Annotated in this window: 11 protein-coding genes and 1 tRNA gene; 4 read left to right on the forward strand and 8 right to left on the reverse strand. The window is 62.6% G+C overall.

The window, feature by feature from the left end:
* Positions 1 to 38 precede the first annotated feature (38 nt).
* Positions 39 to 4283 (forward strand): hypothetical protein, encoded by a 4245-nt coding sequence (locus GUV69_RS06090; RefSeq protein ID WP_164200629.1) that lies wholly within the window; start codon positions 39 to 41, stop codon positions 4281 to 4283.
* 39 nt (positions 4284 to 4322) lie between these two features.
* Positions 4323 to 5042 (forward strand): hypothetical protein, encoded by a 720-nt coding sequence (locus GUV69_RS06095; RefSeq protein WP_164200631.1) that lies wholly within the window; start codon positions 4323 to 4325, stop codon positions 5040 to 5042.
* 179 nt (positions 5043 to 5221) lie between these two features.
* Here the strand turns inward: GUV69_RS06095 and GUV69_RS06100 are convergent, their stop codons facing one another.
* The 6 genes from GUV69_RS06100 to GUV69_RS06125 all read right to left on the reverse strand — a co-directional run bounded on the left by GUV69_RS06100 (position 5222) and on the right by GUV69_RS06125 (position 13233).
* Entirely contained in the window at positions 5222 to 7189 is a 1968-nt protein-coding gene (locus tag GUV69_RS06100) for an SIR2 family protein (RefSeq protein WP_164200633.1), read from the reverse strand.
* Between the two features lie 546 nt (positions 7190 to 7735).
* The gene (locus tag GUV69_RS06105; RefSeq protein WP_164200635.1) at positions 7736 to 7939 is read right to left on the reverse strand and encodes a hypothetical protein; all 204 of its coding nucleotides are present in this window, start codon (positions 7937 to 7939) and stop codon (positions 7736 to 7738) included.
* 582 nt (positions 7940 to 8521) lie between these two features.
* The gene (locus tag GUV69_RS06110) at positions 8522 to 9565 is read right to left on the reverse strand and encodes a zinc-dependent alcohol dehydrogenase (RefSeq protein ID WP_164200637.1); all 1044 of its coding nucleotides are present in this window, start codon (positions 9563 to 9565) and stop codon (positions 8522 to 8524) included.
* Positions 9566 to 9618: 53 nt separating this feature from the next.
* Positions 9619 to 10917 carry a four-carbon acid sugar kinase family protein gene (locus GUV69_RS06115; protein WP_164200638.1) on the reverse strand — a complete coding sequence of 433 codons (1299 nt, stop codon included), beginning with the start codon at positions 10915 to 10917 and terminating at the stop codon, positions 9619 to 9621.
* A gap of 1 nt (position 10918) precedes the next feature.
* Entirely contained in the window at positions 10919 to 12184 is a 1266-nt protein-coding gene (locus tag GUV69_RS06120; RefSeq protein ID WP_164206269.1) for a RuBisCO large subunit C-terminal-like domain-containing protein, read from the reverse strand.
* A 38-nt stretch (positions 12185 to 12222) separates the two neighbouring features.
* Positions 12223 to 13233 carry a 2-keto-3-deoxygluconate permease gene (locus GUV69_RS06125; protein ID WP_164200640.1) on the reverse strand — a complete coding sequence of 337 codons (1011 nt, stop codon included), beginning with the start codon at positions 13231 to 13233 and terminating at the stop codon, positions 12223 to 12225.
* A 150-nt stretch (positions 13234 to 13383) separates the two neighbouring features.
* On the opposite strand from GUV69_RS06125, the gene GUV69_RS06130 reads away from it, so the two are divergent.
* Entirely contained in the window at positions 13384 to 14244 is an 861-nt protein-coding gene (locus tag GUV69_RS06130; protein ID WP_244292641.1) for a GntR family transcriptional regulator, read from the forward strand.
* A 927-nt stretch (positions 14245 to 15171) separates the two neighbouring features.
* Here GUV69_RS06130 and GUV69_RS06135 read toward each other — a convergent pair.
* Positions 15172 to 15253 (reverse strand) — tRNA-Leu (locus tag GUV69_RS06135).
* A 203-nt stretch (positions 15254 to 15456) separates the two neighbouring features.
* Here GUV69_RS06135 and GUV69_RS06140 point away from each other — a divergent pair.
* Entirely contained in the window at positions 15457 to 16062 is a 606-nt protein-coding gene (locus tag GUV69_RS06140; protein ID WP_164200642.1) for an ANTAR domain-containing response regulator, read from the forward strand.
* Between the two features lie 60 nt (positions 16063 to 16122).
* Here GUV69_RS06140 and pyk read toward each other — a convergent pair whose 3' ends face one another.
* Positions 16123 to 17607 (reverse strand): pyruvate kinase, encoded by a 1485-nt coding sequence (gene pyk, locus GUV69_RS06145; RefSeq protein WP_164200644.1) that lies wholly within the window; start codon positions 17605 to 17607, stop codon positions 16123 to 16125.
* Positions 17608 to 17641 lie beyond the last annotated feature (34 nt).

Genomic DNA, 17641 nt, shown 5'->3' on the forward strand with positions numbered 1-17641 from the left:
GGCTTCCTCCAGTACGCCTGACTTGGCAAACTAGGGCCATGGCGGACGATAAAACCACGCGCAAACAGGCTGCGCCAAATGATGGCGACGAGGTGGCGGTGGTTAGCCCCTACGCCGGTGGTGGTGGGGGCAGCACGCTTGGTCATCGGGTCGCAACCAGCTACCTTGCGGACATGCTACTCGGCGCAGGCCGCCAGGAAACCGATGAGCTGCCGGTCGTTCGGCTTGCCTTCCAGACCAACCCCACGGATCCTGTTGATGATCTGCGGATAGAGGCTGAAAGGGGCGAAGCCCGGGTTGTTGTTCACGTCGCCGCCCGGCGTGCCCCGCAGTTCATCAAGAGCCATAAGAAGACTGCGGAGCTCGTCGGGGCGCTCCTGGATCAGGTCGAAACCTTCAGCGAGGACGAGCGCGCATACGTCGCGGTGGCCGTTGCAGGGATGACACCTGCACAGAAGGAGGTCCAGCTCCTCGCCTCCCTCGCGCGGGACAACGCGACCGAGGCCGAGTTCCACCTTCAAATACACGAGCCGAAGCGTCACGCTGGCCACGCAAACCGATACGACCATCTGACCGGGCTGGTGAAGACGGCTCGCCCGAAGACACCCCAAGACGAACACCGGAGCCTTGTCTGGTCGCTTCTCAGGCGACTCTGGATCCTAAGCTTCCGCGTCGAGTCCGACGACGAATCGGATTGGGTGGGAATAGGCAACCGGCTGAACCCACTCGCGCGGCCAGGAAAAAGTGGTGCTGATGTCCGCAACTATCTCCAGTCGGCCGGGGCCTCGCAGTTCGATCAGAAGGGCTCGGTGGCTGATCTTCCCCTACTTCGACGCAAACTCCACTCCGTACTAGCACCCCATGCCGGAAGATCAAAAGCTGCATGGGCGCAGCTCGATGTCGAACAAAACTCTGCAATGGTTGCCGTCCGCCACGACTTGCCGGATGGGGTTTACCTCCCGCGCACGAAGCTGAGGGAGACTGTACAAGCTGAGCTCGTTCTCGCCGGGACGACCCGTAGGGCAGCCCTGATTACGGGTGAATCAGGAACCGGCAAGAGTGCTCTGACGCTGTCGGCCGCCTCGGCGCTCGCTGCAGCCGACGACGACTTTCAGTTTGTCGTCCTCAACTTGCGGAGGACCCGCGGCAGCGTCGCGGCGTTGTCATCGGACCTCGGTATGCCGCTCGCCGACTTACTCAGCGAGATGTCGGCACCATCGCGCCTCCTCATCGTCGACGCAGCGGACGCAACAATCGAAGGACGTGCTCCGCTCCTGCGAGAACTCGCGGACGCCGCACATGCTGCCGATGTCGGCCTGATCCTGATCGCCGCCGACACCGCCGCTGAGGATGCCGCCGGCACACTAATCGGCATCTACTCGAAGCCTCGGAAGTTCGAGGTCCCCGGGCTCGACGACGCTGAGTTACATGTCGTACGAGAGGAGGTACCGGCAATCGCCGGCGCGCTCCGCAACCTGCCAGCCAAGTCGCTGTATCGGCGGTTGGCGATCGTTGATCTTCTAGCTCGGACCGGCAGCACGGTAACTACGCCCCTGGATAACTGGGGCTGTCTTGAGCTGATTTGGAAGAACCTCATCGGCCGCGCAGCAGGCGGGAGTTCAGCGACAGCGCGTAGCGAAGCCCTGGTGGCTATGAGCGAGGCCGAGCTCGAACTGCCGGAGGCCCAGAGAACCTCCCCTCGCCCTGACCATGCCGCGCTCGACGCTCTGCGGGCCGACCTCTTGGTGGCGCCAGAGAACCTGCGCAAAGCCGAGCCTGAGTTCGCGCACGAAGAAGTCCGTCGCTTCGCGACAGCCGTCCGCTTGGTACGGTCACCATCCATCACAGAAACCTTGAAAACATCCGGACCCATGCGATGGTCGATGTCCGCGGCCAAGCTCGCATGCGAAGGCAAGCTCACCGGTGCGGACGATCCCAATGCTGAGCTTGCGGCACTGATGGCCCAGTTCGACGCCCTCGGTGACGGTTCCACGGCCCGCTGGAAGGACGTACCGCTTGAAGCTGTACTTGAGATGCCGAACGCGTACGACCTTCTCCGGTACATCCTTGACGCAGGTGCCGCCGATTCGGACGACATTCTCGCGACCTTCGTCAGAGTCGTTTCGCTCCATCAGCGGCACGAAAACATGGTCGACGTGCCACGCGGTGAGCCGGTCGTGCGCCTCCTGATCGAGGAGGTCAACGAGCTGTGGCACCAGGACGACGAAGTGTTCCGTTTTGTATGCGAATGGCTCAACTCCGCCATCGTGATCGGGTTGCCCACGTGCAACCCGACCCGGATGGCTCTAAGAGACCTCCTACTTGACCACTGGCGGAACCACCACCCGCCGACCGCTCCCGTAGAAAGCTCCACGGAGTCTAAGGAAGAGGTCGTGTTCAACGTCTTCGTCGGCTACACGAACAAGAGACGACGCCAAAGTACCCTTAACTGGCAGATTACCCAGGAGCGGTACATCCGGTTGGTCGCGCTCCTCGGCCCAGATATCAACGAGGATGTACGCGCCTGTCTGTCCGAGGTGGCTGAACACTCGCCGTCGAGACTCCAACCGGCAGTCGACCTCGACTGGAGCGCATGGAGCCTCGGTTTGTACGACCCCAAGTTCCTCCTCCAGCTCACCGAGGCCTACTACATCGACAACCGGGGCGGTAGCGGCTCGAGACTATGGAACGGCATACGCGACCACCAGACACGCGGCTTCCAAAGTTTGAGCAACCACGGGTATGGGTCGTTCTGGGTTCTGATGCGAATGTGTCAGCACAAAGACTGGGTTCCGGTCGTGAACCGGATACTGAACCATGCAGCAAACATCCGTTGCCTCGCTGAGGACGGCTCAGGAGCTGTCGCTGCCGGCTCGAAGTTCACGCTTGCGATCGACGGCACCGAGCGAGCCTACGTCGGAGACAGCAACGTCTGGGGATGGTACCGAGGCAATACCAATGGACCGTACCCGTGCATGAGCGCACTCCAGGCGGTTGAACGGTGGGTCGACCGCATGGTCGCCGACGGGGCTGCGATTGGAAATGTGGCGACAGTGCTGTTGAACGGATGCGAGAACCTGGCCATGCCTGCACTCATTGTCGGCGCCACCATTCGTCACTTAGCCGACGACCCGAAGGTGCTTGATCGCTACCTTGTCGAGCCGCTCGTCTGGGACTTCGACTCCATCCGAGCTACTCATGAGACCGTTGGATTCATGCGTGCGCCCGATGACGGCATCACAAATCCCGAACGACGTAAGTGGTACCTGCGCGACATCGTAGGGTTCCTTGCGGTAAGCGCCGGCCCAGAGCGCCAACAAGAGCTCAGAGACTTGGGCACTAAGCTAGCCGCTAACGCCGCCCGGTATGACGCTGGCGAGTCCACCGTCCAGCGCTGGGCAGCCGCGCTCGACTCAGGCAACATGACGACCCAGCCCACAGAGGGCGGAGTGCTCATCTCGGTCAAGGAGCCCAGGATCATCGAAGAAGAGCTCGCTCCGCTGCGAGCCGACATGGCCCGCGGCAACCTCCTCATAGGGCTCCAGAACAAGTACTGGATTCCGGCACGACAGCAGAAAGAAGGTTGGACGCCGCCAACTCCGGCTGAGATTGCGGATGACCTAGCACTGGTCAAGGACCTGCACGACAACCCACCTGCATTCGCAGCATCCGACCCGTTCCTCGCACTCGCCTACGTTGCATCAGCCGCAATCCGTAGCGCCGCGGAAGGAAATCCCGAAGCACTCGACCAGAATAGTTCCTTCGCGATCACTTCCATCCTGGGCATCCTCGAAAGGGCTGCGCAGGACGCCGCACGCGACAGCGACGCACTCAGGTTTGAGAACGACATTGGAACGCGAGGAGCCGCCGCCGCAGCAATCCCGCACCTGCTTCTTCCTGAACTTGCCGAACAACTCCAGAAGGCCGGCGCCACCCCGGACGATGTCGCCGCGGCGGCCTCGGCCCTCGGTCCACTCGCAGCAACGGACACCTGCCTGAGGTTCTCCCGCGCGTGTGACACCATCTGGGAGCATCCGTGCTCAGGGGACCCATGTCTGCATCTGACCGCCTACCAGTGGGCGCTCGACCTCGCCCGGCTCTGCGAAATCGGCGAGTTCGATGACGGGCTTCAGCAATTCCCCCAAGTCATGGTAACCGGCGACGTCATGGTTCGAATTCCTGTGATTGCACCGGAGAGGCTCGAGACGTCCCGCCTCAGTGCAACCATCCGCGCGCTCGGGCGCGCCTCCTCGTCCAGCGCCTGCGTCGCCGAGATCGCCTAACAGCACCTGGAAACGCTTCTGAAGGCACAGGCACACGCCATGGTCACCCAGGAGCTTTCCGACGACGGCTACTTTGTTGACGACCGCGGCGCCCAGACCATTTCCGCGGCACGGGCACTGCTGCACATCCAGTCGCGCGCGGACCCAGCCGACGACCTGCTGTCTGAGTACGTCACGGCCCTTGCCCCCGCCAGCCACGTGTTCAGCGCGTTCCTGCGGGACTTGGCCGCGGTCGGAGCAGAGACCCAAGAGCTCGCTGAGGCGGCGAGAGAAGTTTGGCCGACCCTATTCGCACACGTCCTCGACCAGGTGGAAGCGAACAGGGCCATCTACGACCAGGCAGTCGGCTTCAATGACTACGCATTGAGCCACCTTCTTCCGAACCATCCTGGGACTACCCAGTCACTGCATGATGAGCTCGGCCACCACGCCTTCCAGTGGGTGAAACCCGACGATCTCTTGGACTCTATTCCTCGGTGGCTCCCATACGCGGCCGGCAGATCCTCATGCCTGCTCGAGCTCATCCGGTTCCTGCGCCAACTCCCAATCAACGCGCAGTTGAGCAAAGGTCTGAGTTGGCTTGACGCACTGTGCCTTTCGCGGACGGACCGACAGCTCGTCTCCTATGCGCCGATGGACGAGTGGCTGGTGGAGATCAAGCCCGAGGCCGACGCACGAGGAGCTGGAAGCAACTGGCTCAACCTCGTCGACCGTCTGGTGTACGCAGGCAACAGGACCCTCGCAGAATACTCACGCTGAACAGACGAGAAAGTGACAAACGCAGTTCGGGCAAGCCACGCGAGCGATCCGGCGCCACCCGGGTTGCAAAAGCCGTATCCCGCAGCAGATTTGTAGGCTTTACCTCGGCTGGATCCAACTGCTACAAACCGCAAAAGTGAAACCACCAGCGGCCGTGAGATCGTCCAATCACGCCGCGTCTAGAGGTCCCCGATTCGGAAGTGATCCGGAACGATGCCGCCTCCGCGCGGGAGACTGGCCATGGCAGCCTCGTGCCCCACTCGACCGATTGCCAAGTCGACCGCCTGGCACGTGGCAATCAACAGCTCAAGATCACCTCCGCCAAATCCCGCGATCAAGATTGGCGAGGATTGGCCCTCATTTTCCAACTGTCCGAGAATTCTTCCGCCCACGACCGAACGATGGCCCATTCCCCGAGGAGCGTGCTGGACCCGTAGGTAGGGGCGGAATACTGGAATCATGTCAGCGTACTGGCCAAGCGCTCGGTCGGCTGCCTGCGTCGCCGACCGGAGCGCCGACGAAGCCTCGTCGTGTTCATCGGCATCGTTAGAAGCATTTGCCGCGGCCATTCGCTCCTTGGCTGCCGCAAGGGCACCGTTGGACGCTCGGAGCCTGTCCGCGGCCACCTGCGAACCGGCGCGTTGCAGTGTCATTTCTACGATTCTCAGAAAATCAAATGCCTCCCACGAATCGTCGAACTGCTGCTTTCCGGTAGCCAGATGTTCAACGAAAATTGGCTCAATGCGCTGAAACAGCAGCTTGGCTGGCGAGCCTGAACTCGAAACTACGGTTTCGGGTGTCAGCGCGTCTCCAGCCAGCCTGACTCCCTCATACGGGGCCGGGACCGGCATGCAAATCAGTGATCGAGCGAGTTCGTATCGTCCGGAGGCAATTGCGGCCACGCCTGCGGAGTATAGAAACTGGCCTGCGCAAACCATCTGGAGGCGAAGAACATCTGTCAGTCCACTTCCTCTGGCTTGTCCGGCGAATCTGGGAATCTCCGGAATCCACCAGCGGTCCGTGGACACGCTCCCCCAGTAGGCTGCAGTGGCCAGCAAAGCGGTCGGCACGAAGCTTGCCTCCTCCACGCGGGCGACCATCGCGTGGTATCCGCCGTCGGGCGACTCTTCACCCGTATGACTTTGGAGGAGATCGTTCTGATTTCTTAGCCGATCAAGCTCCTGCTTGATGAGATCGTGAAGCCCGATAGCAGTGGCTCTGCCGGAAAGATAGCGTTTGGCAGTGCCTACCGCGGCAGCTACCGCTAAGGGGTGCCGCGCAGCACGCTCCTTCAACGAGTCAACGGCGTCAGCCAAATTCCCAAGGGCGGCGTCCGCCGTCGAGGAAACCTTGACAGCGCCGAGTGCAGATCGTAGGCCCTGAGCCGATTCACTGAGGTCTCTCGGCTCAACCCAATACGGGGTGTAAATGCGACGAGGGCTACGACTCAGGGCACGAACGAGTGCTGGATCGTACGTTGCCGACCAGCCGACCAGCACCAGCCCGTAGTCGAAAGTGATTCGATCCAGAAACTGATCGACGTGCAATTCGTAGCCGGACAGTTCCTGCTGCGTGTTTCGCATCGCGGTCGGATTGAGGTAATCACCATGCAGGTGGACGACGAGAGCGCCGAGGGTGTGGAGCGGCGGCAACCCGTGAATGTCAGAGGGATGGCTAACGACGACAGGTTCGATACCTTCGTCGCGGAGAGCCGCCTCCATCAACCTATCGAAATTAAGGGTCAGGACAATTCGCACCTCCCCGGACCGCACAAGCCTAGCTATCGCACGATGGCCTTGCGTAGGTCGCTTCAGAGCTTGTTCACGCTCTTCCTCGTCCGGCTCGAAGAAACTACGAAGAAGCCTCTGGCGTTCAACTTGCGTAGGCGCCAGCTTCTCCAACAAGGACTCGTAGGACGGTTCAAGACCAAACCGTCGCGAGTACCATTCGAACGGATCCGTCGGCGATTCGTTCTCTACGGCCGCAACCTTTTGGATCAGTTGTTCCTGGACCCCCCACGCAGAGGGAACTCCACTGGGTACTGAAATCCCAGCCCCAAGCACAAATGCGTAGGAACCGGGTGAAGTGTGCAATGAGAAGGCCAGGCTGAGTAGCTGATCGAGCTCTGCCATGTCGGGCGAAGGCATGTAAGTTCTCCTGGGAAGTTGCCGGAACACCCCCACTTTAGCCATTGGCGTCGACAGCGAAACCTAAGCACGGCAGGAAGGCACGGTCAGTCTGCTCCGGCCAACAGGAAGGCATGAGGACCCACCCGAAAAGGAGCTGTCAGGCACAAAAAAGGGAATATCGCAACACCAAGGCCTGCCCTCTGTCAAGCTCTGTCAACACTAAAAAGGGAATAAGCCTTTGACCTGCGGTAACACTGTGCCCGAGGTGGGACTCGAACTGCATTCCCGGCCTTGCAATCATTGGGAACCCGCGGAAACATGCGGAATCCGAAGCAATTCGAAGACAGTAAGACCGGATCCGGTGCCCAGAGTGTGGACAATGTCCACACTCTTTTTTGGACTTCGTGATGTAGCCCTGCCGAGGCTGACGGAATATCCATTCTCGGCTTTTGCAATCGGGTGCGGGGGGAGGCCAAAAAAGAGGTGCACCTAACGCTTTGCGGTGAAGCCAGGGCGCGCACATTCGGCCGTATTGCGTACCGGATGCAATGGGGCCGCCCGCCTTCAGAGCAGATCGAGTTCCTGGGTGAAACCAAACGGGATGTCGGGATGGAGTGCAACGGTATACGTCGTGAAGTCCACCCTGGTGACAAGAAGGCCCGAGCTCGTGGCCTTTTCACGCAGTACTGCACTGGCTTGCTCCAGTTCGCGGCCAACTGAAGCGGCATCCTCGACTCTGACAACGATAAGCGGCGTCTCTGCTGACATGGTGGTTCGTATTCCTTCGATTCTGCGCATGGTTTCTTAGACCTTTGCGGGTTCATCACGGCGCGTAGTGTGCGATCAGATGTGGGCTGCCACGGTAGGAGACACCAGAGGGGTCATAGCACCTGATCCGAGGTGCTTTCCGCATCCTGCCGTTAGAAGCTTTTGTGAATTACTGCTCCGTCACCATGAAAGATCAGGACTCGGCTTTGGCTGTCAATCCAGACCCAGAAGTATGTTGCGTCCTCGCTGACGATGTCCACAGTGCCGTGCTCTGGTTCGAAACCATACCGTTTGACGACAACTCGGTCGCCCGTGTTTAAGTGGATCCAATTGTGATAGTCAAGGGGGCGACGTTTAGTCGCGAGCGTCGCTAAACTTGTTGTTTTAGCGTCCCCGTTCATGTGATTTCTTCCGATGTGGTGCTTTCAGCATTACCTGCGATGGCTTGGGCGGCGTTGGCAGTATTGGGATTTGGAGAGAAAAGCGGGGGTATGCATCACGATGCACACCCCCGCTTTTGTCACCTTGATTCTGCCTTAGACGCGCACTTCTAATGAGGCAGTTCGGCAGGCGGGGCTCGGATCAGCCGAGGTCCGGAATCAGCAGGACTTTGCAGGCGTCCCCGGTGAGCAGTTCTACGGCTTCGTCGATTTGGCTGAGTTTCATGCGGTGCGTGATGAGCCAGTCGAGTTCCAGTTTTCCGGACTCCAGCAGCAGCAGGCTTTGTTCCCAGGTTTCCCAGAGCCGGCGTCCGAAGATGCCGCGCAGGGTGATGCCCTTTTTGTTGATGTATGCCGCGATGTCGACCTCGGCCGGCCGGCCGGGGTGACCAACGGTGATGACGGTGGCTTCGCGTCGGACGGCTTCGAACAGTGTTGTGAGGGTGCCGGGGGCTCCGGAGCATTCGAAGGCGACGTCGAAGCCGCCGCGGCGGCCGGTGAGTTCGCGGCAGCGTTCGATGATGCCGTCGTCGGGGTGGAGTGCGGTTGCGCCGAGTTTTTCGGCTTGGGCGCGGCGGTAGGGGTTGGGGTCGACGGCGATGACGTGGGAGGCGCCCATGAGCAGTGCAAGATTTACGACGACGAGGCCGACGGGTCCTGCTCCGCTGACGAGCACGGCGCGTCCTGCGACGGAGTAGTTGGCGCGTTGGATGGCGTGGACGGCGACGCCGGCCGCTTCGAGCAGGGCACCGGATTCAAGGGACAGTCCGGTGGGGAGTTTGACGCAGATGTCCTGGGGGACGGCTGCGTATTCGGCGAAGACACCGTCGATATGCATGCCGAGGATGCCGGTACGTTCGCAGGTGTGTGCGTCGCCTGTGCGGCAGGGGAAGCATTGTCCGCAGGTCAGGTGGCTTTCAAGGGCCACCTGGTCACCCACGCTGAGCCCGTTAACGCCGGCGCCGATTTCGACGACGGTGCCTGCGCCTTCGTGGCCCAGGATGACGGGGAGGTTGAGGTTGAAGGCCTGCGCGGAGGGGGTCCATTCGTAGAGTTCCCGGTCGGTGCCGCAGAGGGATGCAGCGCCTACCTGGATGACGACTGACCCTTCTGTGGCTTTGGGGTCTCCGGCGTCGGTGACGTACTTAACGCCTCGCTCGGCCGCGTTTTTGACTACTGCCCGCATGGGGGCCGCCTTTCGTTGGTTCTGGTGATGGGTGGAGCAATTGCTTGTGGGTGTTAGTCAGCGGTTTGGCCGGCGAAGCGGCGCAGGATGTTGGTGGGGCCGACCTGGCCGCCCTTGAGGACGAGCCGGCAGCCGGCGACGGCGGAGGCGCCGTCGGTCTGCAGGATCGGCCCTGCGGTGACGAACTGGTCCGAGACGCGCAGTTCGCGCACGCCCATGGCGATGAGTGCGTGGCTGGAGGTGTCTCCCCCGCACACGGCGATGTCCCGGGTGAGGCCGGCGCCGGCCATCCTGGCGGCGATGCCGCCGATCAGTGCGCCGACGTAGCCGGCGTCCAGTGGTGTGCCGGTTCCGTAGCGTGGATCTGCCGCGCCGCGGGTGGTGTGGACGACGACGTTGCGGCCCGACCGTAGCGCAGCGGAGACCTGCTCGTCGAGGGCTGCCACGGCCGCCGGGTCGTGGCGTTGCAGCAGCTCGGCAGGAACGGGCACGTCCTCCCAACCGTGGGTGAGGGCGTCGTTGATCTGCTCTGCTGTGGTGCTGGACGCTGAGGCGCTGATGGCCAGCACGGGTCCCGACGGTCGCTGCGGTCCGGGTGTGCGCGGGGCGTGGTCGGAGACAGACCGGGCCAGTGCTGCCATGATGCCGCCTGATCCTACGACGACGGAGGGCCCGTGGCCGTGCTCTTCCCGCGTGAGTGCTTCGGCGACGGCGTCCATGTGGTGTTCGTCCACGGCATCGACGACGAAGGCCTGGGCGCCGAGGTCCCGCCGCCGGTCGGCCCAGGCGTCCTTGAAGGTGCCGTTGTCATAGGCGGGCAGGTGGATCGCGTCCGGTTCCTGGGCGCTGCCTAGTTGTTCGGCGAGGACCTGGCGCAGGTCGGCTTCGGCCATGGGGGTGGACGGGTGCCGGGACATGACGGGGTGGCGGTCCAACCGGTAAATCTGGCCGGCATGGGTCGCGTAGTGGTTGCTGAAGGCGGTGTAGCGCCCGAACCCTGGCTGGGCCGGGACCACGGGGATTGGGCCGTGGAGGGGGAACTGCTCATGGAGAAGCTGGATGCCGCGGCCGATGCTGCCGACAGTAGTGGAGCTGTCGAAGGTGGAGCAGACCTTGTAGAGGAGCACTTCCAGGTTCAGTGGTGCGATGCCGGCCAGATCCCGGCGTACCAGGTTGTCGAATGCTTCCCCGGCCAGGGACCTGGAGGGTCCGGCGATTCCGACGACGTCAGCATCGGCGGGCAGGGGCGCGTCGCCAATGACGAGCACAGCTTCAAGGCCGTAGCGGTGGGACTGGGCAAGGACGTCGGCGGCTCCGGTGAGGTCGTCTGCGACGAAACCGAAAGCGGGCATGTCAGGCACCTTTTCCGAAGGTTTGGACTGCGTGCAGGAGTGCATTGTCCCCGGTTTGGGACTGCTTTTCCGCTGCCGACTGGAGGGGCACGCCGGCCACGGCCGCTTCCCAGGCTTGGCGCAGGCTTCGCACTCCGGCGCCGGGACCGTCCGGGTGGGCTGCGACGCCGCCGCCGGCGAGCATCATCAGGTCGGTGGAGCCAACGGCTTCGAAGGTGGGTCCGGGGGTGGTGACGTTCTGCCCGGAGGACAGGACGGGCAGCGGGGCGATGGTCTGTCCGAGGGGTTCGAGGAGGCTGCGGATGTTCGCGGCGACTTCTTCGTCGAGTTCGTAGAACTTGCTGCCGAGTCCGCTGGCGTGCAGGTGGTCGGCGCCGGCGAGGCGGGCCATCTGCTGCCAGACCCGGTAGTCCATGCCCAGTGCTTTGGACCGCATGGAGGCGGCGAGGCCTGCACGGTGGCCGTGGATCGGTACCTCGGCGAAGCTGCGCAGCAGGGCCAGGGCGGGCAGGCCCATGACCGGGATGTTCAGCATCACGCAAGTGCCGCCGGCTCCAACGACGAGGTCGTGGCGCTTCTGCAGTCCTGCGAGGTCACCGGTGATGTTGAAGGCATACATGGTGGAATGGCCGGTAACCTGCTCAGCGGCACGGATTTCTTCGGTGGCGACCGCGACCCGGCGCTCCAACGGCAGGTACGCCGGGTCGGTCATCAGTTCATCGTCTTTGATCAGGTCGATGGAGGCCATCGCCAGGTCCCGGACCACGAGCCGGAATTCCTCTTCCGAGAGTCCGACGTTGGGCTTGACGATGGTGCCGACCATGACGCCCTGAACGTCGCTGATGAGTTTGCGCGTCCCCTCGATACCGAATGCCGGGCCGGGGTGGGCTGCGACGAAGTCCTCCGGCAGGGCCATGTCCTGCAGGCGGCAGGCATAAAGGTCGCCCAGTTCGAAGAGGTTGCCGGCGATGGCGGTCTGCAGGGTGGCCAGGTCCGTGCCGACGTTCTCCATGGGGAAATCGACGGTGACAAGGGCGGCCCGGACCTTTTCGGGAGTCGATCGTGAGGGCAGGGAGGGCCGGCAAAAGCCCAGCTCCTGAACGTCCGAGATGCGTGCGGCGTGCCGCTCCCGGATGCGTGCGGACTCGCCGGGTACCGGCAGGAACGTGCCGCTGGACTGCTCGCCCGCCATGATGGCTGCGGCTTTTGCAGGGTCAATCTCGGACTCTAGGTAGTAGGTGCAACGCACCGAGCGCGGGTCGCGCATGGTTTCTCCGTCCATGGAAGGGATGTATAAGGGGTGGCTCAGACTACGGTGGGGACCGGATCGGCCGGCTGAAGGCCTCCGGCCCGCTTCAGTGCCCAGGAGGCGACGATCGGGGCGAGTAGCGCTGTCACGAGGACTGCTGTGGCGGCCTGGGCTGAGGCGGAGGCGACAAAGGGTTCAAACCGCGGGTCGGCGACGGCGACTACCGCGGGGACGGCGACGGCGTTGCCGGCCGTGGTGCCGGCGGCGAACCCGATGCCACTCTTGGAGCCGCGCCTGAGGACGAACCGGTACCCCAGATAGGTCAGGCCTCCGGTGAACACGACGACGATCAGGCCGAGGAAGATCCCGGCGAATCCGCCGGTCAGCACGGTCTTCAGGTTGATGCCGGTGCCAACAGCGAAGGACATGAACGGGATCACGATGTTCGGCACGTGGTCCAGTGCCTTCGTCCACTCCCGGTCCACTGCGCCGATGATCAGGCCGATGATGAACGGAATCAGTGCCGCAGCGAAGGCCAGTACGGGGATGTCGCCCAGCCCGGATGCGCCCAGGAAGATCAGGGCCAGGAACGGCCCGTCATCAAAGGCGCTGGCGACGTAAGCGCCCGTGTCCCGCTCGTCGCCGTACTGGCCGGCGAACGCCAGCCACAGGGCGCCGTTGCTGTTCCCGAAGATGGCCAGCATCGCCAGGATCGATACCCCTGCGATGCCTTCGATGCCGACCACCAGGCCCAGGATCACCGCAATCGTGGCCGGGATCAGGGTCTTGCAGACCAGCACCACGGTGGTGGTGGAGGCGGCAGCCTTGCCGCTGTGGCTGCCGGTGATCTGCGCGCCGGTGGCGAGGATCAGCACCGCGATCAGAGTCAGGGCCCCCTCCTTAAAGAGCGCGGTGGTGAAGCCGCCGATTTTCAAGGCCTCGGGTGCGAAGGTGTTCATCAGCACCCCCAGCATCAGCGGGATCAGCATCATGCCTGCGGGGACCTTTTGGAGGAAGGCAAACATCGGTAGGCGTGAACGCCCGCCCCTCAAGTGCAGCTGCGTCATTTACTCGACCTTTCTACGTCATTGTATGTTCCAGTCGCCGGATCAAGTCCGTACAATTAGTACGTACATTACCTGTGGTTTGGATCACCCGTCAAGCAGGAGACGCCACACCTGCAGGCTAAGATGTGCTCAAGCGGCAAAGGAGTCAGAGTGACTGTGCAACCAGCAGGGGCAGAGCCCCGTGAACGGGCCAACGGCCTGAACCGGGAGGAGGGCCCGCCCCTTCACGCGCAGATCCGGGACATCCTGCACCGGCAGATCCTCGAACGGCCCTTGCTCCCCGGCTCCCCCCTTCCGACCGAAGAGGAACTCCAAAAACAGTTCGGTGTCTCCCGCAGCGTGGTGCGCCAAGCATTGTCCGGACTGTCCGACCTCGGGCTGATCCGCCGCCAGCGCGGCCGCGGCAGCGTCGTGGCCGCCGCCCCGGTCCTCCGCAGGCATATCCAGCGAGCCGGCGGGCTGGACGAACAGGCCGCCGCGCACGGCCAGCGCCTGCGAACCCACGTCATCGCCGTCGAACACGCAGCCCCGCCCGAGCCGGCTATAGAGGCACTCAACACCACCAACACATGGAAGATCGAACGCATCCGCTACCTGGAAGACGTCCCGGTAGCCTTCATGCGCACCTGGGTGCCACGCGACCTCTTCCCGCACTTCACCCAGGAACTGTTGGAAGACGCCTCACTGCTCGGCCTCATGCGGGAGCACGGCTACCATCCGGCAGGCGGACCCAGACAGGTCCAGGCCGTGGCCGCAGATACTGACCTTGCTCACAAACTCCATACCAGTACCCGTGAACCCCTGCTTCTGCTGCAAGGAGTGACCCGTGACGCGCTCGGCCACGGCTTGGAATGGTTCAATGTCTGGCACAGCCCCAACACCGTCTTCGACGTCGACGCACAAGTGACGTCGCAGCCGACGCCTATCTCCCAGGAACACGTCCGGCGGCTCCGGTCACTGGCACAACAAATCGAATCAGAACTGGCAGCCCTGGACCCCAGCACCGGCTGAACTGAATTAATCCCCGCCAGGTAGGGATGCCGCAGCAAGAGGAGTTCCTCCGAGTCTGAAACCGATCCTGCCGGAGCCGAAGATTTCGGTTCTGAGACCGGGAGCCCCGCCCCGTATTCGGATGGCGTCGCGTCCAAGGAGGGGTACACCCCAACCTGACGTCAGGAAGGCCCTTAGGGGTAGTCAGACTGAGGTTCGCTTTACCTGCACCAACGACGACTTCGGACAACCCTAAGACCGAAATCTGACAGTTCTCATACTGCTCATACGGCAGCGCCATTAAAGGTTGGTCGGTGGGGCCATTCGCCGGTACATACCGAGTCAACCAGGTTGCTGGGGTGGCTACTACCGTCGGCCGAAGCATTCAGGGTGTGTCAGAGTCGGGTGGGCTCCGTACGCGTTGAACAACCAGAGCCAGCTTCACTGTTTGCCACACTGAGCTCCGTAGTCGCTGGGCCCGCTCCCCTGCGCAATCAGGGCCGTACGCTTCGTTTGCAGTTCGGAATTTGCTCGGTTCCCCTCCCTTGGCCGGGCACCCTCTATAAAGCAGACATAAGTGTGGACACTGTCCACCACCCCTTTGGCAGGACAAACGGCGCACTGTAGCTCCCGTGCCTTCGGGAGGAAGCATTTCAAAAACGGGTCCGCTCCAAATCAGCGAAGTCATGTCGTACCCGCAGCCCTGAACCATGAATAGGTGTCGGCCACCCCCGGCCCACCCGACAGAACCGGAGCGAGGAACCGCAGAACCCCACCACTGCAGGCGGAAGGCCCACTAGCCAGGGACTTTGACCCCGCCACCCCACACACCTGAATAGGCCCTCGCGGCGGCCAAGCCAAAGCCCGCGCACTTAGCGTCAGAGGGACGCCACCACAAGCTATGTCAACAAGTTAAAGCAAAAACCCCTCTGACGAGGGGATATGCTGTGCCCGAGGTGGGACTCGAACCCACACACCTTTCGATACCGCATTTTGAGTGCGGCGCGTCTGCCAATTCCGCCACTCGGGCGCGGAATACGCGATGCAAACCGGTACGCCCACAGCTGATTGTGAGCAACGCGATCGCTTCACGTACGCGGAATTACTCTACATGCAGATAGGCTAAATTTCAGAATCGCGCCGTTGACGCCGCAATAGACCATGCAGTTCAAAGTACGGCCGCGGGCGCACCTAAAATGGTGATGTTCCCCCGTACCTTTCCAAGGAGATCCCGTGACTGAACAGACGGAGTCAAACCCCACGTCCCAGCCGGCGCGCCGCGTCATTGTGGCCGAGGACGAAACCCTCATCCGCCTCGACATCATCGAGATCCTGCGCGGTGAAGGGTACGACGTTGTCGGCGAAGCAGACAACGGCGAAAAGGCCGTGCAGCTGGCCGAAGAACTCAAGCCCGACCTCGTCCTCATGGACGTCAAGATGCCGGTCATGGACGGCATCACCGCCGCCGAAAAGATCGTCAAGGCCCGGATCGCCCCCGTGGTCCTGCTGACCGCGTTCAGCCAGAAGGAACTCGTGGAGCGCGCCCGCGACGCCGGCGCCATGGCCTACGTGGTCAAGCCCTTCACCCCGGCCGACCTCATCCCGGCCTTGGAGATTGCGCTCTCCCGCCACGAGGAAATCAAGGCCCTCGAAAGCGAAGTGTCGGACCTGCAGGAACAGTTCGCCACCCGCAAGCTCGTGGAACGCGCCAAGAGCCTCCTCACCACCAAGATGGGCCTGACGGAGCCGGAAGCCTTCCGCTGGATCCAGAAGACCTCCATGGACCGCCGCCTCAGCATGCGCGAAGTCGCGGAAACCATCATCAACCAGGTCAACTAAGACCCAGGACAAACGAAAAGGACCCCTGCCAATCGGCAGGGGTCCTTTTCGATTAGGTCCCTAGGACGTCGGCCAGGGGCCGAGCTTCTCGCGGGGAGCACCTTGGCTGCTGTCGCCGAGGCTGCCGGCGTCGGCGAAATCGCCTACCCTGTGAGCCTTCAGGATGTTGGTGGAACCTGCCTTGCCGGGAGGGGAACCGGCGGCAATGACAACGAGGTCGCCGTCGTTCACCAGCTTCATCTCCAGCAGGCTGCGGTCAACCTGTGCGGTCATCTCGTCGGTGTGGCCCACCATCGGAACCAGCACCGGCTGGATACCCCAGGTCAGTGCCAGCTGGTTCCACACGTGCTCCAGCGGAGTGAAGGCGAATACCGGCCGGATGGGGCGAAGGCGCGACAGGCGGCGCGCGGAATCGCCGGACTGGGTGAAGGTACAGATGTACTTTGCGTCCAGCTGGTCAGCGATTTCGACGGCGGCGCGGGTGATGGCACCGCCACGGGTCTTGGGCTTGGTCCCCAGCGGCGGAACGCGCTCCAGGCCGTGCACCTCGGTGGATTCGATGATCCGGGCCATGACCTTGACGGTTTCGATCGGGTACTTGCCCACGCTGGTCTCACCGGACAGCATCACTGCATCCGCACCGTCAAGGACGGCGTTCGCGCAGTCGGAGGCTTCCGCGCGGGTGGGGCGCGGGTTGTCGATCATGGACTCGAGGACCTGCGTGGCCACGATGACCGGCTTGGCCCAGCGGCGTGCCAGTTCAATGGCGCGCTTCTGCACGATCGGCACTTCCTCCAGGGGAAGCTCCACACCGAGGTCGCCACGGGCCACCATGATCGCATCGAAGGCGTCGATGATTTCGTGGAGCTGCTCCACGGCCTGCGGCTTCTCGATCTTGGCGATCACCGGCACGCGGCGGCCTTCTTCATCCATGATCTCGTGCACACGGGAAATGTCCGTGGCGTCGCGGACAAACGACAACGCAACCATGTCCACGCCGCGCCGGATGGCCCAGCGGAGATCGTCCTCGTCCTTCTCGCTCAGCGCCGGAACGTTCACTGCCACACCGGGAAGGTTGATGCCCTTGTTGTTGGACACCATGCCGCCCACAGTCACTTCGGCGACAACCTTGACGGCGTCCACCTCGATGGCGCGCAGGGCCACCTTGCCGTCGTCGATCAGCAGGGCATCGCCCACGTTGACGTCTTCGGTGAGGCTCTTCAGCGTGGTGGAGCAGATCTCCTTGGTGCCCGGCACATCCTCGGTGGTGATGGTGAAGATGTCACCCTCGGCGAGTTCATGCGGGCCGTCCACAAAACGGCCCAGACGGATCTTCGGGCCCTGCAGGTCAGCCATGATGGCCACCGGCTTGCTCAGCTGCCCCGCAGCCTTCCGGACGTTCTCGTACGTGTTGTCGTGCACGGAATAGTCGCCGTGGCTCATGTTCATCCGGGCCACATCCACGCCCGCTTCCAACACCGCCAACGTGTTCTCAAAGCTGGCAATTGCCGGGCCAAAAGTGGCCACAATCTTAGCGCGTCTCATATACCTACCCTAATAGTGTGCTGCATTGGTTAAG

The organism is [Micrococcus luteus] ATCC 49442, assembly GCF_010367585.1.
GTDB lineage: Bacteria > Actinomycetota > Actinomycetes > Actinomycetales > Micrococcaceae > Arthrobacter > Arthrobacter luteus_A.